Raw genomic sequence first — 22749 nt, 5'->3', positions numbered from 1 at the left:
GGGAGCAAGCAATGTTCAACCCGTCTAACGAAACGCATTTCAGCCTGACCGTCGAAGACTACGTGGGCGACCTGCAAGTGCTGTCGTTCACCGGCACCGAAGGCATCAGCCAGCCGTATCGCTTCGACCTCGAACTGGTCAGCGAAAACCCCGATCTGGACCTGGAAAAACTCCTGCACAAACAGGCGTTCCTGGCGTTCGATCCGCAAGGCTCCGGCGTTCACGGCCAGATCTACCGCGTCGCCCAAGGTGACGCCGGCAAGCGACTGACCCGCTACAAAATCTCCCTGGTGCCGCAACTGCAATACCTGCATCACCGCACCAACCAGCGCATCTACCAGCAGATGTCCGCGCCGAAAATCATCGCGCTGATCCTCGACGAACACGGCATCAAGGGCAACGCCTACCGCTTCCAGCTCAGCCAACCCTGCCCGGACCGCGACTACTGCGTGCAATACGACGAAACCGACCTGCACTTCGTCCAGCGCCTGTGCGAAGAGGAAGGCATTCACTACCACTTCCAGCACAGCGAGAAAGGCCATCTGCTGGTGTTCGGCGATGACCAGACAGTGTTTCCAAAACTCGGCCAGCCCACCGCCTACGTCCAAGGCAGCGGCATGGTCGCCGACGAGCCCGTCATCAAAGGCTTCAAACTGCGCCTGGAAACCCGCACCGGCCGAGTCACCCGCCGCGACTACGACTTCGAAAAACCACGCCTGCAACTCGAAGCCGCCTACAAGCCTGACGGCGAAAGCACCGAACCGGATCTGGAAGATTACGACTACCCAGGCCGCTTCCTCGACCGCGCGCGCGGCAAATTCCTCAGCCAACGCGCCCTCGAACGCCACCGCGCCGACTACCAGCAAGCCGAAGGCCACGGCGACCAGACCAAACTGATCAGCGGCCACTTCCTGGAAATGTCCGACCACCCGCGCACCGAGTGGAACGACCTCTGGCTGCTCACCGAAATCGTCCACGAAGGCAAACAACCGCAAGTCCTCGAAGAGTCCGTGACCAGCGACACCACCGACAACAAAGATGACTTCCACCAGGGCTACCGCAACCGCTTCCTCGCCACCCCATGGACCGTGTTCTACCGTCCTGCGCTGGAACATCCGAAGCCGCGCGTCCTCGGCAGCCAGACCGCCATGGTCACCGGCCCCAAAGGCGAAGAAATCCACTGCGATCAGTACGGCCGCATCAAAGTGCAATTCCACTGGGACCGCGAAGGGTTGGCGGATGACAAAACCAGCTGCTGGATGCGCGTCTCCAGCTCTTGGGCCGGCGACCGCTACGGCGCCATCGTCATCCCGCGCATTGGGATGGAAGTGCTCGTCACCTTCCTCGAGGGCGACCCCGATCAGCCACTGGTGACCGGTTGCCTGTATCACAAGGAAAACCAGGTTCCCTACGAATTGCCGGCCAACAAGACTCGCACCGTGTTCAAAACCCTCAGCTCACCGGGGGGCGGTGGGTTCAATGAACTGAGGATTGAAGACAAGAAGGGTGCAGAGCAGATCTTCATTCATGCCCAGCGGGATTGGGATGAAAACATTGAGCATGACCAGAAGATTCGCGTGGGTAACGAACGCCACGATACGGTGGTCAAGAACACCTACACCGAGCTCAAGGCTGAAGAGCATCGCACCACAATTGCTGATCGTAAGGTTGAAGTGAAAGCCGACGACCACCTGTCTGTGGGGCAAAATCAACACGTCAAACTCGGCACAGCTCAGTTGACCTATGCGGGGAAAGAGATCCACCTCAAATCCGGCGACAAAATGGTGATTGAGGCGGGGATGGAACTTACGGTTAAAGCGGGAGGAAGCTTCATCAAGCTGGATGCTGGCGGTGTGACCGTGGTGGGGCCAGTTGTGAAGATCAACGCTGGGGGGGCGGCGGGAAGCGGAACGGGTATTGGGATTCTGGTTCCCGGACTGCCGATGATTGCTGATCAGGATCGGGCGGGCAGTGTGCTGAAGAATGAGGCGATTAAAAGCTATTACGAAAAAATTCAATTCGTAACGAGTTCTGGTGATCCAGTTGAGGGGCTTACTGCCGCATTTATTTTGCCTAACACGGCTTCCCCGTTGAGGTTTCGCAGCGATGCTGATGGCCACTCCCCTCAGGTAAAAGCGGATTCAGTACAAACTGCCGACGTCCACCTTGTATGGGACAGCTTTGGTGTTCCTGATGGGGCAGATGATTACGAACGGAGTCGAAAAAAATGAGTAGTGCACCCACCCCTTTGGCAAAAGTTGAAATTAACAAGGCCAAAAATGATCCCCCGCGACAGATCGAGGCGACGTGCGCGCATTTGTGGTCTCTTGCGCAATTTCACGCAATAAAACGGTTGAGTACCTACAGGAAGGAGTACTACCTGTTCGGTGAGTCAAAATGGATGCTTGTCGGTGACTTTAGTACCCGTGCTGCCCGTATTGCCGGTGTATATGCTTCTTTCTATTTGGAAGAAGAAGATGGCGGCAAGAAGGAATTTAAGGGGCGGTTTTATTGGATGGGATTGGCTGCATTTGCAAGCAAGCAAGTCATGTGCGGTCTAGATTTTACAAAGATTGCTACCGCTGCGATGCCTATTGGTAAACCCGTGATTGATATTGGGAAGAATGGTCTAGGTAAAGGTAATTTTTGGTTGTTTCAAGATATTTTTTGCTGGCATTGGTTTTATAGTAAGTACCCAAACAAATTTGAAGGTTGTTCGGGAGGTCGTAATAGTGAAAAGTTTGAAGAGATAATAAAAACAGGTTTGAAAATTCTGCCATGGGCTCAGGAGTCTTTGGGTGTCATTGATAATTTTAAAATAAAGCAGGAAGTAACTGATGCCTTTTCAACTATCAAAAAAGTTGAGGGGAAGGCGCCGGGAAAAGAGAGGCAGGATCTTCAGTATAAATCGCTCATTGCGACGGCAAATCATGAGCAGCTAAATATACTGCAACCACTTATATATGAAGATCCAGTGTTTAAAGCAATTCTTGATGTCCAGAAAAAATCAGAAGGGATGCCGCTTGTGCCTTTGCGGTCAGCTGCATTTTCAACAGCTTGCGACGTAAAAGAGCCAGAACTGAGAGAGCAGATGTATGAAGGTGATTTATATAACGCTCAGAATCGGATGGAATTTATTCAACAAATCGCCGATAAATATCATGGGCTCATGATAAATAGAAAAGAATACATGGAAAGAATGATTACTGAGATATCTGGATGGAGAAACAAACCGTGAAGTGGTATTGGATCTTACCGTTCCTCTGTCTCGCTGGATGCGATAGCGCCAAAAATGAAGGTGCCAATGAAATGAAAAATGAAGCAGTTAACATGAGTGTCGAATTGGGTAGCCCTGTCGAGACCCTATTGAAGAAAGGCCCATTAGAATTCACCTCCGATTGCTTGGATGCGGTAAACATGTGCTGGTATGAAATTAGGCGCGGAGGTAAGGATCAAGCGTTGATGAACGTAACCGTCACTCAGCCAGACAGTACTCTCGAAATAAAACAAGTGATAGGTCTTAATGTTGTCGTAGATGGCGATGTAACTCAGGATGTTGAAGAGGTTGTGATGACTCTCCGAGGATTGCCAGATAATAGTTCTCATGAAGAAAATAAGAAGCTTGTATACAAATTGATATCTGACCTCAAAGCCGGCGGTTGGAGGAAATATTATTTTTCTTCCGATCCTCGCATTTCCAGCTCGGAGTTAAATAAATTTGACTGGAAGGATGATGTTTTTGGCGGAACGCCATTAAGCCATCCGTTGTTTGATCCTGATCACGAAATGAGTTTGGACGACTGGCTGGCAGGTGATGGGTTTTATGATTGGTATTTGTACAGTGGTCACTACATTAGCCATGTCAAAGTACAAAGAAGAAATTCCGCCACTGATCCATCCCGGACAGGTGTATACCTTGTAAAAATCGAGTTCAAGTCTCTGGATAATTTCTGGAGGACGGACTTCGAGGAGGCAGTTCGACCTAGATGGAAAGAGTTATTTCCAGCTCATTTGCAACAGCTCCTCCAACGGCGTTCGGAAACAGAAGATCGAGCTCGAGCCGCTGGGGTGAAGATAGATGAAAGCTACAAAGCGCCGATTATGGAGCAAGTCAGATAGGTGAGATAAGAGGATGGATTTATTTCGAAAGTAAATCCATCCCCTTACTTCTCTTATGTTTTAACTTGTTGCACTTTCATCTCTAACTCATCCAGACGGTCCAAAGCTCGTTCCACCAAAAGTTGTACTCCATCCGCCATCCTGCTCAGCGCCAAGGCTACGGATCGCCGAGTGCCTTCCACATCGTCCGCCAGATCGGCGGCGATAGCGCTTATGGACAGCAGGTCTTCGGAGGCGTTGGCCAACAGAGCTTCAGTGTCGATATCGGGGGAGACGGTGAAGAGATTGCCTTTACGACGTTTGGCTGGTTTTTCGTTGGCCGGGGGGAAGTAATGGGCGAAAGCGCGGTCAACAGCTTCTTTATTGAGTTTTTCGGTGTCGAGGAATTCTTCAGTAGAGGTGCCAGATTTGTCTGGCGGGTTGGGCGTGACCTTGAACATGTATGTATCTCCATCTGTATTTTGGGAGCCACCACCGTTCGCTTGCACGCGAATATGGTGGCAACTGTGCGCAGGTGTGCAAGACCGGGCAGACGGACCCCGGCAGATCGCTCTCGAAAGAAAGATCTCCCACGCACAGCCGCCATAAAACAGGTGCCACGAGCAGGACTCTGCTCGACCAGCGACCAATGACGTTGTGCGTCGTCTTTTACCCGGACTTGCACGTCCGTGTCACCGTTTTTTGCGATGACAAGTAAAGGTTAGCGGTGAAAGTGAGGGGCGAATAGTTCATGAACAGCCCCACGTCTTGCAGGAAATGTCCGATAAACATGACATCCCTGTAGGGGCAAAATCAAAAGGCCGTGATTCCGTTTAAATAGTTGCGGCATGTAATAGATCGGTCTGACAGCGACGACCTGTCGACGTAACGGATGACCACCGAACAGGGAGCAAGCAATGTTCAACTCCGCTAACGAAACCCACTTCAGCCTGACCGTCGAAGACTATGTGGGCGACCTGCAAGTGCTGTCGTTCACCGGCACCGAAGGCATCAGCCAGCCGTATCGCTTCGACCTGGAGCTGGTCAGCGAAAACCCCGATCTGGACCTGGAAAAACTCCTGCACAAACAGGCGTTCCTGGCGTTCGATCCGCAAGGCTCCGGCATTCACGGCCAGATCTACCGCGTCGCCCAAGGTGACGCCGGCAAGCGACTGACCCGCTACAAAATCTCCCTGGTGCCGCAACTGCAATACCTGCATCACCGCACCAACCAGCGCATCTACCAGCAGATGTCCGCGCCGAAAATCATCGCGCTGATCCTCGACGAACACGGCATCAAGGGCAACGCCTACCGCTTCCAGCTCAGCCAACCCTGCCCGGACCGCGACTACTGCGTGCAATACGACGAAACCGACCTGCACTTCGTCCAGCGCCTGTGCGAAGAGGAAGGCATTCACTACCACTTCCAGCACAGCGAGAAAGGCCATCTGCTGGTGTTCGGCGATGACCAGACAGTGTTTCCAAAACTCGGCCAGCCCACCGCCTACGTCCAAGGCAGCGGCATGGTCGCCGACGAGCCCGTCATCAAAGGCTTCAAACTGCGCCTGGAAACCCGCACCGGCCGCGTCACCCGCCGCGACTACGACTTCGAAAAACCACGCCTGCAACTCGAAGCCGCCTACAAGCCTGACGGCGAAAGCACCGAACCGGATCTGGAAGATTACGACTACCCCGGCCGCTTCCTCGACCGCGCGCGCGGCAAATTCCTCAGCCAACGCGCCCTCGAGCGCCACCGCGCCGACTACCAGCAAGCCGAAGGCCACGGCGACCAGACCAAACTGATCAGCGGCCACTTCCTGGAAATGTCCGACCACCCGCGCACCGAGTGGAACGACCTCTGGCTGCTCACCGAAATCGTCCACGAAGGCAAACAACCGCAAGTCCTCGAAGAGTCCGTGACCAGCGACACCACCGACAACAAAGATGACTTCCACCAGGGCTACCGCAACCGCTTCCTCGCCACCCCATGGACCGTGTTCTACCGTCCTGCGCTGGAACATCCGAAGCCGCGCGTCCTCGGCAGCCAGACCGCCATGGTCACCGGGCCCAAAGGCGAAGAGATTCACTGCGACCAATACGGCCGCATCAAAGTGCAATTCCACTGGGACCGCGAAGGCCAGGCCGACGACAAAACCAGCTGCTGGATGCGCGTTTCTTCGAGTTGGGCCGGGGATCGCTATGGCGCGATCGTTATCCCGCGCATCGGCATGGAAGTCCTCGTCACCTTCCTCGAAGGCGACCCCGATCAACCGTTGGTGACGGGGTGCCTGTACCACAAGGAAAACCAGGTTCCCTACGAGTTGCCAGCGAACAAGACTCGCACCGTGTTCAAAACCCTCAGCTCCCCGGGGGGCGGTGGGTTCAATGAACTGCGGATTGAAGACAAGAAAGGTGCGGAGCAGATATTTATTCATGCCCAGCGGGATTGGGATGAAAACATTGAGCACGATCAGAAAATTCGCGTCGGCAATGAGCGACATGACACGGTGGTGAAGAACACCTACACCGAACTGAAAGCCGAAGAACACCGCACCACCATCGCCGACCGCAAAGTTGAAGCGAGGCTGGATGATCACCTGACGATTGGGCAGAACCAGCATGTGAAGCTCGGGACTGCGCAGCTGACGAGTGTTGGGAAAGAGATTCATCTGAAGGCTGGGGCGAAGATTGTTATCGAGGCTGGCAGCGAACTCACCATTTTGGGGGGAGGGAGCTTTATCAAGCTGGATGCGGGTGGGGTGACGGTTGTTGGGCCGGTGGTGAAGATTAATGCCGGCGGTTCGGCGGGCAGCGGCACCGGGATTGGTATCAAGCCACCGGTGCTGCCGGGAGCGGCGGATAAGGATAAGGCGGGGAGTTTGATGGATCAGGCGTTGGCCAATCCATTGAAGGAAACACCACCCGGACAACTGCGCCTGCGCATCGCACCGTTACCGAACATGCCCGGTTATGCCGATGAGCCCTATCAGCTCTACGCGGATGGCGCGCCGATCAGCAAAGGCTTCAGTGATGAGCAGGGCAACGTGGTGTTCCAGCACATTCCGGGTACCCGCAACTATGTCGTGGAAACCATCAACGGCCATCGTTTCAGCATGGACATGAGTGAAGAATCTACCGACCAGACGCGCCACCGTACTGAACGGCTGGGGCGCGAAGGCTACCGTGATTTTCCTGAGGGAGCGGCGTCGCTGGAAGCTGCGAACATCAGCGACGTGTTTCGCCATCTGTGGGCGGATCAAAGCGAGCCGAAGGCGTAAAAGGAGTTACTTGAATGACCTACCTCGACCAAAAATTATCGCTTTCGGTTGCAGAAAGCACCGCGACCCTGAGTGCCGACTGGTTCGCGCACAAAAACAATCCGCTGAGCCCGCCACGCCCGGCGGGCAACATCGTTACCCCGCTGGTGTGTGGCGAAGAAGCGTTCGGCAAAGTGTATGAGTGCATACAGAAGGCCAAGCGCAGCATCGACCTCATCAGCTGGGGGTTTGACCCGGGCCTGCGCCTCAATCGTGGCTCGGCCGATAGCCTCAGCCTGGGCGAGCTGCTCAAGAAAAAGGCTGATCAGGGCGTGGAAGTGCGAGTGCTGATTTGGAACAACCGACTGGCCCAGCTCGGGGAAAACTCGGTCATCGGTGAAGGCTGGAACGGTTCTGGCGGAACGTCGATGGGCTCGGGTATGACCCAAGGCCAGCCTGCGGACACCAGCGGGCGAGACGCCAAACGCCAGAAACTCCTGCAAAAGCAGCAGGAAGAGCAAGCAAAGCTGGCCAAGCTTTCACCCAGCGACGAAAGTGGCAGGCGCGCTTCGCGTGACAGGTTGATCAAGATCCAGATCGACCTGGATGCGCTGGACAGTGGCTACACCAAGGGCAGTGATTCGGGCGGAACAGTGCAAGATCCGAACGAGCAGATCAAAACGCGTGACTGGCACCGTTGGGTGCACAGCAGTGAGGCACGCAATATCGAATTTCGCACGCGGGACTTCAACTGGGCGGGCGAACTGACCTACGACGACGAAAACGGCTTGCGGGTCCATTACGGGCGTCTTGCCATTCTGTGGCGCTTGATGAAAAACGAGTCCCCGGATGTGCCTTTTATCCAGATGCTCGCACTCGGCCTGTTTCCCAGCCATCACCAGAAAACCCTGGTGATCGACTACATGGACCCGCAAACGGCCGAAGGCTTCGTTATGGGGCACAACCTGCAGCGCAACTATTGGGACACCACCGAGCATGCCTTCGACGACCAGAACGGCAAGCGCGACCAAGGCTTCGGCCCCTGGCAAGACCTCTCCCTGCATGTGCGTGGCCCGGTGCTGTTCGACCTCAACCACAACTTTTGCAATGCCTGGGACAAGGGCACCAATTGGATAAAACGTGCCTTCAGCGGCTCCTTGATCGACCAGCGAAAAGTGGTCAAGCCATTGAGCCTCATCTGCAATGGCGGTGAACCTGCGCAAATCTGCAGAACCCAGCCAGAAGAAGGACCGGAAACCACCATTCTCGAAGTGTATGAAAAGGCACTGGGCAACGTGCACCAGTACGCCTACATCGAGAACCAGTATTTCCGCTACAAACCTTTGGCCGAACGCCTGAAAAAAACCGCGGCCGACTACACCGCCGCAGGCAAGCTTCAAGACCTGTACCTGTTTGTGGTGACCAACAACCCGGAAAGCGGTCACTTCTCAAGCACCACTCACGAGACGCTGGATACCCTCGGGCAGGGAGAGCTGATGCCCTTGGCTCACCGCGATCTCAAATACGACCAGCGTCAACTCGCGCTTCGCGAACGTGAGTTGACGGCCCAACCCAGCTCGCCTCAGCGCGATCAGCAACTGGCCGCCGTGAAAGCGCAAATGGCCAAGGAGAACATCGACTCCAGCCGCGCCGACGACTTGATCGAAACGGACCCCAACAAGCACTACAACCAGGCGGCGGCTCGCGAACTGGAACCTGAACTGATCCCGCCAAAGGGGCTCAAAATCATCGTTGCCACCCTGGTCAGCTGCAAGGACAGTGGCGCTCCGGTGGCCGGAAAAACCAGCACAGAGCGGCAAACGGATAAGGCCATCGAAGAGCACCTAGGCCCTGAACAGGGCACGGCGCAGTACAAGTCAATTTATGTGCACAGCAAATTGCTGTTGGTTGATGATCTGTTTTTCACCTTGGGTTCGGCGAATATAAATTTACGCAGCTTGCAGACCGACTCTGAATTGAACATTGCTATGCCTAGTCCGAAAACGACGCGGACTTGGAGAGAACGGTTGTGGGCGATGCATTCGGGGGTGCCGGTAGTAACAAATACCCCCTCGTCACAACAGAATATTATGAAAGACTACAATAACTGGGAGTCAGTTATTGATAGGAACTGGAAAAATCAACAAAGTAATCTTCCGTTAGATGGAAATTTAGTCAGATTTTGGGATGTGGTGACGCCTTATGCGAAAGCTGTTGATTAACTATTTGCCGGTTGTATTTTTTTATCTATTTGGGGCTGTTGCCATGGCTGATGAGTTTAAATGTGTTCATGAGAAAGATACCGCGCCACCTCTGGATCAGCAGGCGGACCAATGGTTTAAACAAGCTAGAGCTATAAGTAAAGAGCGGCTGCCCGACTGGCCGGAAGTAGCCAGTTTATATCAACGATCGGTTGATAAGGACCATTGGAAAGCAATGCATAATTTGGCTGAGTTGTATCTTAGGGGGGATGGTGTTAGTAAGGATACTAATAAGGCTATCGATCTTTATATGAAAATGGTAAGCCTAAATGTCCCGTTGGGCTATTACGACATGAGTGTGATGACCCAGCGAGGTGTAGGCGTCGTGCAGTCTGATAAAGATGCCATGTTATTTCTGCTGAAAGCGGGCGACATGGGAAGTCCATTGGCTCAGACTGTGTTGGGAAATACATACATATATAAGCTGAAAAAAGTTAGTTTGGGCGCAACTTATTTGCGCTGTGCAGCTCATCAAGATGACGCGAAGGCTAACTATGAGCTGGCTGAGTATTACGAAGTCACTGATAGGAACTATCCAGTTGCCATGCACTTCTACCAGCGTGCGGCTGCATTAGGATATGCGAAAGGGTTCTTGGCAATTGAAAATACTTTTAATTTTGGAAAGTTCGGATATAAGAAAGATGAAGGGCTAGCTAGCAATTACAGTGCAGTGTCTAGCAAGCTTTATAGTAACCCCGAACTGTTGTTTCCAAATCTCGCCAAAGATTATCCACTGCCGCCACACCCTGTTCAGGGCTATCACGGCGATAAAGATATCAACTGGAAACCGGCTGGGCGTAATGACGATTATTAAAGCATTGCTAGCTGCGGGCTTAGTAAGTGCCAGTGGGCTTGTTGTGGCTGACGAATTCAAGTGTGTCCATGAACAGGATACTGCTCCGTCTTTGAATCAACAGGCGGAGCAGTGGTTTCAAGAAGGACGGTCTATCAGTAAAGAGCGCCCTGCAAATTGGACGGAAGTCGCTCGGTTCTATCAACAAGCGGCAGAAAAAAATCACTGGAAGGCTATGCACAATCTTGCCGAGCTTTATTTGCTTGGCGACGGGGTTGTCAAGGATACAAATAAAGCTATTGACCTTTATATGGAGATGGTGAAGTTGCAGGTGCCCTTGGGTTATTACGATATGAGTGTGATGACTCGGCGTGGTGTCGGAGTGGTGCAGTCCGATAAAGACGCTATGCTTTTTTTGATAAAAGCAGCAGATCTTGGAAGCCCGCATGCGCAAACACGGATTGGGTATATCTATATATACGATAAAAACAAAGACGCTTTGGGGCTTAGGTACCTTAAGTGCGCAGATGAGCAAGATTATTCAGATGCGACGTACAAGATAGCTTCATATAATAGCAATATTGATGCTAATTACCCTGTTGCCATGCACTATTATCAGCGTGCGGTAGCGTTAGGCGTGCGCAAAGCTGCGTTAGTTATTGATAGTACTTTTGAGGAAGGCAATTTCGGCTACGAAAAAAATGAGAAAATGGCGAAAGCATATAGCAATATCTCTAGCCAGCTATACAAGAATCCAGATCTTCGCTTTCCTGATTTATCGAAAGATTATCCGCTGCCGCCACATCCTGTTCAGGGCTACCACGGCGATAAAGATATCAATTGGAAACCTACTGGGCGTGATGACGATTATTAATGCGCTGCTGATTGCGGGCTTTTTAAGTTTCAGTGGGCTTGTTGTAGCCGACGAATTCAAGTGCGTCCATGAACAAGATACTGCTCCGACTTTGAGTCCACAGGCGGAGCAGTGGTTTCAACAGGGACGCTCTATGAGTAAAGAGCGCCCTGTAAACTGGGCAGAAGTCGCCCGGCTCTATCAGCAAGCGGTAGAGAAAAATCATTGGAAGGCCATGCACAATCTCGCCGAGCTTTATTTGCGCGGTGACGGGGTTGTCAAGGATACAAATAAAGCTATCGACCTATACATGGAAATGGTGAAGTTAAAGGTACCGTTGGGTTATTACAATATGGGTGTGATGACCCAGCGTGGTTTCGGATTAGTGCAGTCCGAAAAAGACGCCATGATGTTTTTGCTTAAGGCTGGGGATTTGGGGAGCCCGCTAGCACAGACCAGGCTGGGAAATATTTATATTTACGACCTGAAGAAATATCGACTAGGGGTGTCTTATTTGCGCTGTGCGGCGAATCAAGATGATGCGAAGGCAAATTACGAATTGGCCGCATACTACAAAATAGTTGATAGAAATTATCCTGTTGCATTGCATTATTATCAAAAGGCTGCTGCCTTAGGTGAGCGGAAAGGTGCTATGCAAATCGAAAGTGTGTTTCGGGGTGGACTGTTTTCTTATCAGAAAAATAAGAAACTTGAAGATGCTTATTATGAAATATCAAACCAGCTGTCGAATAATCCGGAACTTCGTTTTCCAAGCCTAGCGAAAAGCCACCCATTACCTCCAAATCCAGTTCAGGGCTATCACGGCGATAAAGATATCAACTGGAAACCGGCTGGGCGTAATGACGATTATTAAAGCATTGCTAGCTGTGGGCTTTTTAAGTGCCAGTGGACTTGTTGTGGCTGACGAATTCAAGTGTGTCCATGAACAAGATACTGCTCCTCCTTTGAATCAACAGGCGGAACAGTGGTTTCAACAGGGACGCTCTATGAGTAAAGAGCGCCCCGAAAACTGGACGGAAGTCACACGGCTTTATCAGCTAGCGGCAGAAAAAAATCACTGGAAGGCTATGCACAATTTCGCCGAACTTTATCTGCGCGGCGATGGGGTTGCCAAGGATACAAATAAAGCTATCGGTCTATATATGGATATGGTGAAGTTACAGGTACCCTTGGGTTATTACGATATGAGTGTGATGACCCAACGAGGCGTTGGCATTGTGCAGTCCGATAAGAATGCCATGCTCTTCCTAATCAAGGCGGCTGATCTAGGAAGCCCGCAGGCGCAAACTAGAATCGGATACATATATGTATATGATAAGAACAGAGATGCCGTCGGCCTGGATTATATAAAGTGTGCCGCTAAGCAAGGTTATGCCGACGCTAATTACAAATTGGGCACGTACTATCAGGGGATAGATAAAAATTACCCGGTAGCTATGCACTATTATCAGCTCGCTGCTGCCTTCGGGGAGGATAAAGGAGCTATGGAAGTTAGAGATGTTTTCCAAGAGGGGCTGAACGGTTATCCGAAGAATGCCAAATTGGCGAAAGTCTATGATGATATATCGAGTCACTTCTACCGCGATCCTGATCTGCGGTTGCCTAACTTGGCAAAGGGCTACCCACTTCCTCCACACCCTGTTCAGGGTTATCACGCCGATAAAGACATCAACTGGAAGCCCACGGGACGTAATGACGACTACTAATCCTGCGACGAAATGAGAGACTCTGCGTCAGAGAAAAGCATCCCGCTAAAACTCGCGGTGCACAGTTTTCGACTCAAGCATGTCCATGAAGGACTCGACGAATGAAGGAGCACTGTAATGCGTAAAACCTTGGGGATTTTGGCGGCTGTGTTGTTAGCCCTTTCGATATTCAGTGCAGTGCTGGGGCTCGGGGGGATCGCTGCCGGAGCGACCGGCAGCGGAAGCATATCCAGCGGCCTTGATGTTGCCTTCACCGTGGCATGGGTGTTGTTTGTCTTGAGTCTCATAAGCGGAGTAGTCGCTGTTTTCTGCCCGAAAGACAGTCGTCCATAGCGCGGGGAAGGGATGGGTTTTTTATGCTAAACCCATCCCCCGTTTGTTATTTAAAAGGGACCAAAAAGTGGACAGATTTATTACTTGTCCCCCTTGTTTCGGAAAGCTAGCGCATGCGGCGGGAGAAGATATTGAAGAGAGCTGGCAACCTCCAAAAATTGAAGTTGATGGTCAGGAATCGTATTGATGATGAGGCTTTTCTGGTTACTTACGTTTCTTCTGCTCGGCGCATGCGGTGATGCCGGTCGCGATAGCGGTACCCCGAGCGTTGTCGTAGAAAACCGTGTCGAGAATGACACTGCTCTGGTCAGCCAGGAGATCACCGATTTTTCTGATCAGGAGCCCGTTGTTTCTCTGCATGCAGGTGGAGACGAATGGGAGTTGGGTGACTTCACGCTGCGCGCTCTAATCCTCCCAGGCATCGTTGATCTTGGCCAAGTCGGTGATCCTTGGATGACGCTGTTTCCTCGGATTTCGCTCATTCAAGTCAGGATTCTTGCTGGCCCAGACTCACCTGTGAAGCACGCAAACATGGCAGTGGTGTTCTCAAATAACCCGGTTCCTGTCTATTTTGAAACGGATAGGCGAGGAGATTCGCCCGCGTATTACGTGCAAACGGGCATTGTTGCGAAGGTCTACTTAGTGTGGGATGAGCTGATCGTTCCGGAGGGCGCGGACGATTACGAAAAAAGTCGAAATAAGGGGCTTCTACAGATAATGAGTGATTGGAATCCCACCCAGGCCTTGATGCATCGGCTTTTGAAGTTGGCGAATTAGATAAAAGGGGATGGGTTTTATGAATAAACCCATCCCCTCATTTCCTACTACACCTTCGCCCGATGCTCCGCCGGATCCGGCGAATCAATGTGATCCAGCGCTCGCTCCACCAACAACCGGACCCCATCCGCCAATCTGCTGAGCGCCAAGGCTAAGGAGCGTCGTGCACCGTCCACGTCGTCGGCCAGGTTGGCGGCGATGGCGCTGATGGACAGCAGGTCTTCCGAGGCGTTGACCAGGAGGGCTTCGGTGTCGATGTCGGGGGAGACGGCGAAGAGGTTGCCTTTGCGAGGCTTGGGTTTGTCGCCGGGTGGTGGGGCGAAATGGTGGTCGAGGGCGCGTTCGGCGGCTTCGTGGAGTTTCTTCGAATCGAGGGATTCGTAGGGGGAGGTGGCTTCGTTTTCTGGTGGATTGGGTGTTGGCTTGATCATATGAGTAGTACCGATATTAGGAGCTAATCACCGTTTCGCTTGCGCTTCGAATGAGGTGGCAGCTGTGTATAGGTGTGCAAGACCGGAATCGGCAAACCGGCAGACCCGAAGGCCTCCCACACACAGCCGCCATAACAATTCGCGAGCATAAGAAAACGCTCGATGAATAGCCATAACCGATTGTGTGCCGATCCCGGACTTGCACGCCCGTGTCACCGATTTTGCGGTGACGAACAAAGCCTATCGGTGAAGCCCAAGGCTGCCTAGTTCACGAACAGCACCACGTATTGAAGGAAATATCCGATGGCGTCGAGCGTAGAAAGATCAAAATCTTCACGCTTTTAAACACCCTCGGTTCGTCAATGACTTGGTAGTCATCAGCGTCAAAAACTACGGCATCTTCTTCTATCACTGCACAACAGTGGCGTTCTCGCTTGAAGCCGCTACACTGCGCCGGCCGTTCACTTTTCTCTTGAGGCTGTGCGCATGAAATTTCGTTTTCTTCTGTGGATACTGGGTTTGTTGATGGGTAAGGCCAGTCGGACTAATCCTGCGTTTCAGCAGCAGTTGGGTGACAAGGAATTGGTGTTCCAACTACAGACCCTGGACGGGAAAGTGGCGCGGCATTTCTTTGTGAAGGATCAGCGCATTACCAGCAAGTCGGGCGTGTATGCCGAGCCGGCGTTTGCGATTGCGTTCAAGGATGCGGCGTATGGCTTTGCCACGATGCAGGCGAAGAACAAGCAGTTGGCGTTTATGACGGGGATTCAGGACAAGTCGATTCAGATCAAGGGGAATCCGGCGCTGGTGATCTGGTTTCAGGGGTTGACCAAGTATTTGAAGCCGCGGAAGGCGAAGGCTAAAGCCAAGGCTTGAGGTCGATGATTAACCCTGTGGCGAGGGAGCTTGCTCCCGCTGGGCTGCGGAGCGGCCCTACAGTCTGAGACCTCGGTTGTATCTGACACACTGCGTTGGCTGGGTTGCGACTGCTGCGCAGTCGAGCGGGAGCAAGCTCCCTCGCCACAGAGGTGTGGTGATTCAGAGATACCGAGGTGGATTCTTCGCGGGCAAGCCTCGCTCCTACAGGGATTGCGTAAATCCTGTGGGAGTGGGCTTGCCCGTAGTGCTTTAGGCCTGGCTGAATTGCGAAGCCAGTTCGCGCAGCAGGACTTCGGCTTCAAGCACTTTGCTGACGACGTCGTTGGCCTTGTCGCGAGTCAGGCCTACGCGTTCCAGCAATGCGTCCGGGATGTCCTCGTCGGGGCCGGAGCCAATCCCGCGTCCACGCAGCAATCGCACTGCCAAACACACCAGGTTCGGATACTCGGCATAGTCGCCGTCGTAGCTCGGATCGTGCTGGAAGCGTAACGCGGTGGCGAGTTCTTCGGGCATGTCCCAGTAGCGCATCAGCCAGGAGCCGATCTGTTCGCGGCTGATGCCGAGCAGGTGTTGCTCGACGTAGCTGTGGCACAGGTGCGGGTTGACTTCCAGGTGGCGGCAGATCAGCGAGAAGTGCGGCGGGAACACGTGCGCCAGCAGCAAGTAGCCGAAGTTGTGCAGCAGGCCGGCGAGGTAGGTCAGGCCGGCTTCCGGGCGCTGGGCGCGGGGCATGGCGCGGGTCAGGCCTTCGATGACGGCGGCGGTGTAGATCGATTGCTGCCAGTACGGCGTGGTGTGTTGCGGGTGGTCTTTGGGCAGGCTCAGGGTTTTGCCCAGGGCCAGGCCCAGCGCGAGGTTGATCACCAGGTCGAAACCCAGCACGCGCACGATCGCGTCTTCCACTGAACGAATTTTGCCCGGCGAGGCGTAGTACGGCGACGCGGCCCAGCTGACGACTTGGGCGGCCAGCGCCGGGTCGGTTTCGACCACGCCGGTGATGTCGTCGATGGTGGCGTTGGGGTCGACCCGCAACTTGATGATTTTCTGCGCGGTCTCGGCCAGCGGCGGAATCTCGATGGTCTCTTCCAGACGTTGCTGGATGCGTCGCGCGGTGAACGCCTGGACGGCCTGGGTGATTTCCTGGCGGTCATCGTCGGGGCGGTCGAGGTTCGGGCGGATGCTGGTCAGGTTCTCGCCGAAGTTGGCGGCGCTGGCCTTGGTCAGCATGCTCTTGAAATCTTCGCGGGTGATTTCCAGCAGCAGGCCCGGCTCGCCCGAGTTGATCAGCAATTTCGGTTCGCGCAGCAGGCTTTCTTCGTACAGGCACGGCGAACTGGTCAGCGCCGGCAGGCCGGGCAGTAGGCTCAGGTTGTGCTTGCCGAGCATTTTCACAAGGCGTTCTGTGGGCACGGCGGTGAGGCGGCGACCGGTCAGTTCGGCGAGGCGGTTGAGGTCCAGCAACTGGCTTTGCGGGAACAGCACCATCAAGGCGCCGACCGCGTCGTCCACCAGAACGGCCTGCACTTTGCGCGAGGCGTTGAGGCCGTGGTGGTCGAGCACTTCTTGGTAGGCAATGCCCAACTTGCCCAGCAGCAGCCGAATAACAGACGGAGCGTGCAGGGGTTCCGGGGCGAGGGCAGCTTCAGTCATGGTCTGTATCCGTATTCAAACAATTGCAGGAGTATAACCAGCTTGTTTAAAAGCATCGTCCACAAACTGCGACGGTGCTCACACTTGGCCGTATTGCTGCCCATGGCGCAGCCAGCGGTCAAGCAACGGGCTGACATGGTCCGGCCAGCGTTCCAGCAAGGCCTGGGCGGCATCGCGCACGGCGGGCAGCAAATCGGCGTCGCGCATCAGGTCGGCGACCTTGAATTGCAGCAGGCCGGTCTGGCGCGTGCCGAGCATTTCGCCGGGGCCGCGCAGTTCGAGGTCTTTTTCGGCGATGACAAAACCGTCGTTGGTTTCGCGCATGATGCCCAGGCGCTGGCGGCCGATCTGCGACAGCGGCGGATGGTAAAGCAGCACGCAATGGCTGGCGGCGCTGCCTCGACCGACACGGCCGCGCAATTGGTGCAGTTGTGCGAGGCCAAGGCGCTCGGGGTTTTCGATGATCATCAGGCTGGCGTTTGGCACATCGACGCCGACTTCGATCACGGTGGTGGCGACCAGCAGTTGCAGGTTGCCGGCCTTGAATTCGGCCATGACGGCGGCTTTCTCGGCGGGCTTCATGCGGCCGTGGATCAGGCCAACTTTCAGTTCGCCCAGTGCTGCGGTGAGGTCTTCGTAAGTGGTCTCGGCGGCCTGGCAGGTCAGCTCTTCCGACTCTTCAATCAGCGTGCACACCCAATAGGCCTGACGCCCTTCGGCACAGGCGCCGCGCACCCGCTCGATGACTTCGACACGTCGGGTATCGGTGACCAATACCGTGTTCACCGGGGTTCGGCCGGGCGGCAGTTCGTCGAGGATCGAGGTGTCGAGGTCGGCGTAGGCGCTCATGGCTAGCGTCCGCGGAATCGGTGTGGCGGTCATGATCAGCTGATGCGGGCACATCCGCCCGCCGACGCCTTTTTGCCGTAGCGCCAAACGCTGCTGCACACCGAAGCGGTGCTGTTCGTCGATGATCGCCAGGGCGAGGTTCTTGAACTGCACTTCGTCCTGGAACAGCGCGTGCGTGCCGACCACCATCGGTGCGCCGTTGGCGATTTGTTCCAGCGCGGCCACGCGGTTTTTGCCTTTAAGCTTGCCGGCCAGCCACGCGACTTCGATGCCCATCGGTTCGAGCCAGCGCTTGAAGGTGATGAAGTGCTGTTCGGCGAGGATCTCGGTGGGCGCCATCAGCGCGACCTGATAACCGGCCTCCAGCGCCTGAAGTGCAGCGAGGGCAGCAACCACGGTTTTACCCGCGCCGACGTCGCCCTGAATCAGGCGCAGCATGGGTTCGTGCTGACTGAGGTCGTAGGCGATTTCGTTGCCTACCCGTTGCTGGGCGCCCGTTGGCGTAAAGCCCAGATTGGCCAGGTATTGCGCTGGCAGTCGCGTGGCTTTCGGCATCGCCGGCGCGCGTAGGGAGCGCATGCTCTCGCGCAGGCGTTGCTGGGACAGTTGATGGGTCAGCAGTTCTTCGAAGGCCAGACGGTGCTGCGCCCAGTGATGGCCGAGGGCGAGTTCGTCGACGTCGGCATCGGCGGGTGGGTGATGCAGGTAGCGGATCGCATCGGCCAGCGGCGCCAGTTGGTAGTCGCGCGCGAGTTCGGTCGGCAGCCAGTCGGGCAGGCTGGTGGGGCCGAGCATCGTCAGGGTTTGCATGCACAGTTGGCGCAAACGCTGTTGGGTCAGGCCTTCGGTGAGCGGGTAGACCGGGGTCAGGGTTTCATCCACCGGCGGTGGCTCGTCACCGGTGATGGCGCGGTACTCCGGGTGGTAGATTTCCAGCCCGGACGCACCGGGCCGCGCTTCGCCGTAGCAGCGAATCCGCGTGCCGCGTTTGAGGCCTTCTTTCTGCGCGTTGCTGAAATGGTAGAAGCGCAGGCTGAGCCCGCCGGTGCCGTCCTGAATTCGAACAACAAGGCTGCGGCGACGACCCATGACCACGTCGGCGCCGCTGACGGTGCCTTCGATCACAGCGTCCTGACCCGGTCGCAAATGGCCGATCGGGACCACACGCGTGCGGTCCTGATAGCGCAGCGGCAGGTGGAACAGCACGTCCTGAAGATTCTCCAGGCCGACCTTGGCCAGTTTCTCGGCCATGGCCTCACCGACACCCTTGAGTGCCGTCACCGACACTTGCGACAACTCGGTCATGACTGCAACTTACGCCGCAACCACCGGCACCGGCGGCTTGGCCACCGAGCACAGGCGAATGGAGTCAGCGAGGATCTCGATGGCTTTCGGACGCGGGAAGCTTGCGCGCCAAGCGATGGCCACGGTACGGAACGGTATCGGCGGCGTCAGTGGGCGCACTTCGATGATGCCGGGGGCGTAGTGATGGCTATCCACTGCCGAGAGCGGCAGGATCGAAATGCCGAGGCCGGACGCAACCATGTGGCGGATGGTTTCCAGGGAGCTGGATTCCACCGTGGTGTGCTTGGCGCCGTCGTTGCCTTTGGCCAGGGTCGGGCAGGCTTCCAGCACTTGATCGCGGAAGCAGTGGCCTTCGCCGAGCAGCAGCAGGCTCTTGTCGTTGAGCAGGGCGGCGTCGATGGATTCTTTTTGCGTCCACGGGTGCTGGGCCGGCATCAGGACGTAGAACGGCTCGTCGTAGAGCTGCAGGGTCAGAACGTCGGCTTCGTTGAACGGCAGGGCGATGATGATCGCGTCGAGCTCGCCGTTGCGCAGTTTGTCGCGCAGCACGTGGGTGAAGTTTTCTTCGATGTACAACGGCATCTGCGGGGCGACCCGGTGCAGTTGCGGAATCAGGTGCGGAAACAGGTACGGGCCGACGGTGTAGATCGCGCCGACTTTCAGCGGAGCGGTCAGCTGGTTTTTGCCAGCCTGGGCCAGTTCGCGAATGCCTTGGGCCTGTTCCAGGACTTTCTGCGCCTGGGCAACGATGCCTTCGCCGACCGGGGTCAGGCGCACGGCGCTCTTGCTGCGCTCGAAAATCAGCACACCGAGTTCGTCTTCAAGCTTTTTCACGCCCACCGACAGGGTCGGCTGGCTGACATGGCAACGCTCGGCCGCGTGGCCGAAATGCTGCTCTTGGGCGAGGGTAACGATGTAGCGTAATTCTGTGAGAGTCATAGCAAGCGTCCATGAAGTTGCGAGCCAAGCATACCGGCTGCAATCGATAGACGCACGTTATCAGACTGAGTGTGCTGAGTGACACTGGGTAATGCCGGTTTGCCGCTGGTGGATATGCAAAAGGCACCTTTCGGTGCCTTTATGGCTATGCACGTATCTCCCTGTGGGAGCGGGCTTGCTCGCGAATACGGTGTGTCAGTCAAAGTTGATGGCGACTGTCACACCGCTTTCGCGAGCAAGCCCGCTCCCACATGGGGTTTTGTGTTGCGTTTAGCGGCGGCGTTTTTCCAGGGAGTAGAGGAACGGCGCCGTGATTTCGATGGTCCCGTTGGTCAGCATGTCGGCCGGCGGCTTGGGCAGCGGTTGGGCGAGGCGGATCATTTCCAGGGTGGCGCGGTCCAGATCGGCAGTGCCTGAACGGCCCACCAGTTCGTACGACAACACATTACCTTCGCCATCAACGATGAAGCGCAGACGGTTGGTGCCTTGCTTGCCCCGATTCTGTGCGCTCACCGGGTACTTTTTGTACTTGCCCAAGTGCGCAAGCAGGGTGCCTTCCCAGCTGGCCTTGGCAGCCTGTTGTGCCGGCGATGGACCCGGTGCCGGTTGCGCGGATTTCTCCGTCGGTGCCTGGGTCGGTTGCGCGTCGCTAGGCTTTTCCTCGGACGGCTTCTCCTTCGGCGGCTCCGGCTTTTTCTCCACAGGCTTGGGCGGTTGCGGCTTGGGCTTGGGTTTGACCGGCTTCGGCACAACGATCTCGGCCTTCGGCACTTCAGCCAGCTTTGGGATCGGCAATTCTTCCACCGGAGCCGGTGGCTGTGGCGGCGTTATGACTTTCGGTGGTGCCGGCGGTGGTGGGGCGGGGACCGGCGCCAGCTCGACCATCATCGCCTGCGGCGGCAGCTCGATCGGTGGGCGCGACGTCCAGTTCAGCGCCAGCGCAATGGCCAGTGCATGGACGCCCAGCACCACGGCCAGGCTCGCGCTATAACGCGTCAGCTTATGGCGCGTCGTGATCATTTCTTGACTGCCGTCTCGAGCCCGACCAGACCTACCTTCAGGTAACCGGCGGAGCGCAGGTTGTCCATCACGCTCATCAGGTCGCCGTAATCCACGCCTTTATCGGCCTGGAAGAAGATCGTCGTGTCTTTCTTGCCTTGGGTCCTGGCGTCGAGGGTGGCGCCGAGTGCTTCGGCCTTCACTTCGTCTTCACCGAGGAACAGGCGCTGGTCAGCCTTGACGCTGAGGAACACCGGTTTCTCCGGCCGCGGCGCCGGTTTGGCGCTGGAAGCCGGCAGGTCGACCTTGATGTCCACGGTGGCCAGCGGAGCGGCCACCATGAAGATGATCAACAGCACCAACATCACGTCGATGAACGGCGTGACGTTGATTTCGTGGTTCTCGGCCAGATCGTCGTCTGCGCCTTCTTTCAAATGCAAGCCCATGGCTGATTACCCTACTTTGACCATGTGCGGTTGCGTGGAGCGCTCGGTGGTCGGCAGGTGATCGAGGTCACGGCTGACCAGCAGCAGGACTTCAGCCGAGGCATCGGACACTTGAGCCTTGTAGCCAGCGATGGAGCGAGCGAAGACGTTGTAGATCACCACGGCAGGAATCGCCGCAACCAGGCCCAGCGCGGTGGCCAGCAGGGCTTCGGCGATGCCGGGCGCCACGACGGCGAGGTTGGTGGTCTGGGTTTTGGCGATGCCGATAAAGCTGTTCATGATGCCCCACACGGTGCCGAACAGGCCCACGAACGGCGCGGTGGAACCGATGGTGGCGAGCACGCCGGTGCCGCTGCTCATGTTACGACCGCAGGCTGCAACCAAGCGCTCGAGACGGAAGGCAACACGTTCCTTGATGCCTTCTTTCTCGCGGCTGTTGACCGACAAACGCATCTCTTCCAGGGCGTCATGCACCAGCAGGTTGGCGAGGGTGCCTTGCTGGGTGGCGGTCGCGCTGGCTTCTCTAAGGGTGGTGGCTTTTTTCAGGTGGACGATTTCGGTGCGCAGACGACGCTTGGCGCCCATCAGCTCAAAGCCCTTGGCGATCCAGATGGTCCAGGTGATGATCGAGGCGATGGCCAGGCCGATCATCACGATTTTCACGATAATGTCGGCGTTCTTGTACATGCCCCAAGGCGACAGGTCGTGGGCCATGCCCAGGGTGTTGTCCTCTTCTTGAGGTTCGTTCATCTTCTTCGCCGCTTCGCCGAACTCGGCTAATGCTTTTTGTACTTCCGGAGGCAGGGACGAAGTATCGACGCTACCGTCAGGATTTCTTGGTACGTCAGGTGTTGCTTGAGCCGAAGGCTCATGGGCGGCGGGTGCAGAGGCTTCATCAGCGAAGGCGGCGACCGGTGCGAGCAACAGGGTAAGCAGCAGGGCGGCCACTGCGCTCCAGGCGCGAGGTCGTTTGGTTGGCGAAGCGGGGAATTGATTGCGTGTCATGCTGGCCGGACCTGAGAGAGAAAATAGGGTAAATGTTCTTCCAGACCTCGTAAGGCCGAGAACAAAAGTGGCTGGCATTATTGCAATTAATTCTTGTTAACAAAAGTAATAGAGTATCTTTTTTTCCTTCATTGCTAGCCGCTCGTC

The 22749-nt window shown here is 55.6% G+C and carries 20 protein-coding genes; 12 read left to right on the top strand and 8 right to left on the bottom strand.

Annotation, left to right across the window (positions count from 1 at the left end; all coding sequences use genetic code 11):
• Nucleotides 1-11: 11 nt before the first annotated feature.
• From ACA068_RS28905 to ACA068_RS28895, 3 genes are read left to right on the top strand one after another with little or no spacing between them, the layout of a single operon-like run.
• Nucleotides 12-2231, top strand: a complete 2220-nt coding sequence (locus tag ACA068_RS28905) for a type VI secretion system Vgr family protein (protein ID WP_497306445.1) — start codon at nt 12-14, stop codon at nt 2229-2231.
• On the top strand, nt 2228-3238 hold the full coding sequence (locus ACA068_RS28900; RefSeq protein ID WP_497306443.1) for a DUF2515 family protein: 1011 nt from the start codon (nt 2228-2230) through the stop codon (nt 3236-3238). The genes ACA068_RS28905 and ACA068_RS28900 overlap by 4 nt, the downstream gene beginning before the upstream one ends.
• On the top strand, nt 3220-4119 hold the full coding sequence (locus tag ACA068_RS28895; protein WP_497306441.1) for a hypothetical protein: 900 nt from the start codon (nt 3220-3222) through the stop codon (nt 4117-4119). Before ACA068_RS28900 ends, ACA068_RS28895 begins: the two co-directional genes overlap by 19 nt.
• 53 nt (nt 4120-4172) lie before the next feature.
• Here ACA068_RS28895 and ACA068_RS28890 read toward each other — a convergent pair whose 3' ends face one another.
• Nucleotides 4173-4559: a DUF6124 family protein gene (locus ACA068_RS28890; protein WP_497306439.1), complete on the bottom strand. Its 387-nt coding sequence runs from the start codon at nt 4557-4559 to the stop codon at nt 4173-4175.
• A gap of 456 nt (nt 4560-5015) precedes the next feature.
• Here ACA068_RS28890 and ACA068_RS28885 point away from each other — a divergent pair, with 456 nt between their 5' ends.
• The 8 genes from ACA068_RS28885 (at nt 5016) to ACA068_RS28850 (ending at nt 14099) form a co-directional block, all read left to right on the top strand.
• Entirely contained in the window at nt 5016-7376 is a 2361-nt protein-coding gene (locus ACA068_RS28885; RefSeq protein WP_497306438.1) for a type VI secretion system Vgr family protein, read from the top strand.
• Nucleotides 7377-7390: 14 nt separating this feature from the next.
• Nucleotides 7391-9577: a phospholipase D-like domain-containing protein gene (locus ACA068_RS28880; RefSeq protein WP_497306436.1), complete on the top strand. Its 2187-nt coding sequence runs from the start codon at nt 7391-7393 to the stop codon at nt 9575-9577.
• Nucleotides 9558-10430, top strand: a complete 873-nt coding sequence (locus tag ACA068_RS28875; protein WP_497306435.1) for a tetratricopeptide repeat protein — start codon at nt 9558-9560, stop codon at nt 10428-10430. The genes ACA068_RS28880 and ACA068_RS28875 overlap by 20 nt, the downstream gene beginning before the upstream one ends.
• Nucleotides 10417-11283, top strand: coding sequence for a tetratricopeptide repeat protein (locus ACA068_RS28870; protein WP_497306434.1), 867 nt, complete (start codon nt 10417-10419; stop codon nt 11281-11283). The genes ACA068_RS28875 and ACA068_RS28870 overlap by 14 nt, the downstream gene beginning before the upstream one ends.
• Entirely contained in the window at nt 11270-12136 is an 867-nt protein-coding gene (locus ACA068_RS28865) for a tetratricopeptide repeat protein (RefSeq protein WP_497310680.1), read from the top strand. The genes ACA068_RS28870 and ACA068_RS28865 overlap by 14 nt, the downstream gene beginning before the upstream one ends.
• Complete coding sequence (locus ACA068_RS28860) at nt 12123-12989, top strand: tetratricopeptide repeat protein (protein ID WP_497306433.1); 867 nt, start codon at nt 12123-12125, stop codon at nt 12987-12989. The genes ACA068_RS28865 and ACA068_RS28860 overlap by 14 nt, the downstream gene beginning before the upstream one ends.
• Before the next feature lie 117 nt (nt 12990-13106).
• On the top strand, nt 13107-13322 hold the full coding sequence (locus tag ACA068_RS28855) for a hypothetical protein (protein WP_497306431.1): 216 nt from the start codon (nt 13107-13109) through the stop codon (nt 13320-13322).
• Between the two features lie 186 nt (nt 13323-13508).
• Nucleotides 13509-14099, top strand: a complete 591-nt coding sequence (locus tag ACA068_RS28850; RefSeq protein WP_497306430.1) for a hypothetical protein — start codon at nt 13509-13511, stop codon at nt 14097-14099.
• Between the two features lie 47 nt (nt 14100-14146).
• Here the strand turns inward: ACA068_RS28850 and ACA068_RS28845 are convergent, their stop codons facing one another.
• Nucleotides 14147-14530: a DUF6124 family protein gene (locus ACA068_RS28845; RefSeq protein ID WP_497306429.1), complete on the bottom strand. Its 384-nt coding sequence runs from the start codon at nt 14528-14530 to the stop codon at nt 14147-14149.
• 486 nt (nt 14531-15016) lie between these two features.
• Here ACA068_RS28845 and ACA068_RS28840 point away from each other — a divergent pair, with 486 nt between their 5' ends.
• On the top strand, nt 15017-15406 hold the full coding sequence (locus ACA068_RS28840) for a helicase (protein ID WP_497306428.1): 390 nt from the start codon (nt 15017-15019) through the stop codon (nt 15404-15406).
• 252 nt (nt 15407-15658) lie between these two features.
• Here the strand turns inward: ACA068_RS28840 and ACA068_RS28835 are convergent, their stop codons facing one another.
• The 6 genes from ACA068_RS28835 to exbB form a co-directional block, all read right to left on the bottom strand.
• The gene (locus tag ACA068_RS28835; protein ID WP_497306427.1) at nt 15659-17059 is read right to left on the bottom strand and encodes an aminoacyl-tRNA deacylase and HDOD domain-containing protein; all 1401 of its coding nucleotides are present in this window, start codon (nt 17057-17059) and stop codon (nt 15659-15661) included.
• A gap of 78 nt (nt 17060-17137) precedes the next feature.
• The gene (recG, locus tag ACA068_RS28830; RefSeq protein WP_497306426.1) at nt 17138-19213 is read right to left on the bottom strand and encodes an ATP-dependent DNA helicase RecG; all 2076 of its coding nucleotides are present in this window, start codon (nt 19211-19213) and stop codon (nt 17138-17140) included.
• A 9-nt stretch (nt 19214-19222) separates the two neighbouring features.
• Entirely contained in the window at nt 19223-20152 is a 930-nt protein-coding gene (locus tag ACA068_RS28825) for a hydrogen peroxide-inducible genes activator (RefSeq protein ID WP_497306425.1), read from the bottom strand.
• Between the two features lie 270 nt (nt 20153-20422).
• The gene (locus ACA068_RS28820) at nt 20423-21172 is read right to left on the bottom strand and encodes an energy transducer TonB family protein (protein WP_497306424.1); all 750 of its coding nucleotides are present in this window, start codon (nt 21170-21172) and stop codon (nt 20423-20425) included.
• Nucleotides 21169-21597 carry a TonB system transport protein ExbD gene (gene exbD / locus ACA068_RS28815; RefSeq protein ID WP_010465232.1) on the bottom strand — a complete coding sequence of 143 codons (429 nt, stop codon included), beginning with the start codon at nt 21595-21597 and terminating at the stop codon, nt 21169-21171. Before exbD ends, ACA068_RS28820 begins: the two co-directional genes overlap by 4 nt.
• Before the next feature lie 6 nt (nt 21598-21603).
• A complete protein-coding gene (gene exbB / locus ACA068_RS28810) occupies nt 21604-22602 on the bottom strand; it encodes a tonB-system energizer ExbB (RefSeq protein WP_497306422.1) in 999 nt (332 codons plus the stop codon).
• Nucleotides 22603-22749 lie beyond the last annotated feature (147 nt).

Source organism: Pseudomonas sp. LBUM1660 (assembly GCF_059695935.1).
The sequence above is the reverse complement of the archived record's forward strand: the minus strand, read 5'-3'. Positions and strand labels throughout refer to the sequence as shown.

Bases quoted from the DNA above. Each gene is read 5' to 3' on its own strand.
- ACA068_RS28905 (WP_497306445.1), top strand. From the start codon at position 12: ATGTTCAACCCGTCTAACGAAACGCATTTCAGCCTGACCGTCGAAGAC.
- ACA068_RS28900 (WP_497306443.1), top strand. From the start codon at position 2,228: ATGAGTAGTGCACCCACCCCTTTGGCAAAAGTTGAAATTAACAAGGCC.
- ACA068_RS28895 (WP_497306441.1), top strand. From the start codon at position 3,220: ATGGAGAAACAAACCGTGAAGTGGTATTGGATCTTACCGTTCCTCTGT.
- ACA068_RS28890 (WP_497306439.1), bottom strand. From the start codon at position 4,559: ATGTTCAAGGTCACGCCCAACCCGCCAGACAAATCTGGCACCTCTACT.
- ACA068_RS28885 (WP_497306438.1), top strand. From the start codon at position 5,016: ATGTTCAACTCCGCTAACGAAACCCACTTCAGCCTGACCGTCGAAGAC.
- ACA068_RS28880 (WP_497306436.1), top strand. From the start codon at position 7,391: ATGACCTACCTCGACCAAAAATTATCGCTTTCGGTTGCAGAAAGCACC.
- ACA068_RS28875 (WP_497306435.1), top strand. From the start codon at position 9,558: ATGCGAAAGCTGTTGATTAACTATTTGCCGGTTGTATTTTTTTATCTA.
- ACA068_RS28870 (WP_497306434.1), top strand. From the start codon at position 10,417: ATGACGATTATTAAAGCATTGCTAGCTGCGGGCTTAGTAAGTGCCAGT.
- ACA068_RS28865 (WP_497310680.1), top strand. From the start codon at position 11,270: ATGACGATTATTAATGCGCTGCTGATTGCGGGCTTTTTAAGTTTCAGT.
- ACA068_RS28860 (WP_497306433.1), top strand. From the start codon at position 12,123: ATGACGATTATTAAAGCATTGCTAGCTGTGGGCTTTTTAAGTGCCAGT.
- ACA068_RS28855 (WP_497306431.1), top strand. From the start codon at position 13,107: ATGCGTAAAACCTTGGGGATTTTGGCGGCTGTGTTGTTAGCCCTTTCG.
- ACA068_RS28850 (WP_497306430.1), top strand. From the start codon at position 13,509: ATGATGAGGCTTTTCTGGTTACTTACGTTTCTTCTGCTCGGCGCATGC.
- ACA068_RS28845 (WP_497306429.1), bottom strand. From the start codon at position 14,530: ATGATCAAGCCAACACCCAATCCACCAGAAAACGAAGCCACCTCCCCC.
- ACA068_RS28840 (WP_497306428.1), top strand. From the start codon at position 15,017: ATGAAATTTCGTTTTCTTCTGTGGATACTGGGTTTGTTGATGGGTAAG.
- ACA068_RS28835 (WP_497306427.1), bottom strand. From the start codon at position 17,059: ATGACTGAAGCTGCCCTCGCCCCGGAACCCCTGCACGCTCCGTCTGTT.
- recG (WP_497306426.1), bottom strand. From the start codon at position 19,213: ATGACCGAGTTGTCGCAAGTGTCGGTGACGGCACTCAAGGGTGTCGGT.
- ACA068_RS28825 (WP_497306425.1), bottom strand. From the start codon at position 20,152: ATGACTCTCACAGAATTACGCTACATCGTTACCCTCGCCCAAGAGCAG.
- ACA068_RS28820 (WP_497306424.1), bottom strand. From the start codon at position 21,172: ATGATCACGACGCGCCATAAGCTGACGCGTTATAGCGCGAGCCTGGCC.
- exbD (WP_010465232.1), bottom strand. From the start codon at position 21,597: ATGGGCTTGCATTTGAAAGAAGGCGCAGACGACGATCTGGCCGAGAAC.
- exbB (WP_497306422.1), bottom strand. From the start codon at position 22,602: ATGACACGCAATCAATTCCCCGCTTCGCCAACCAAACGACCTCGCGCC.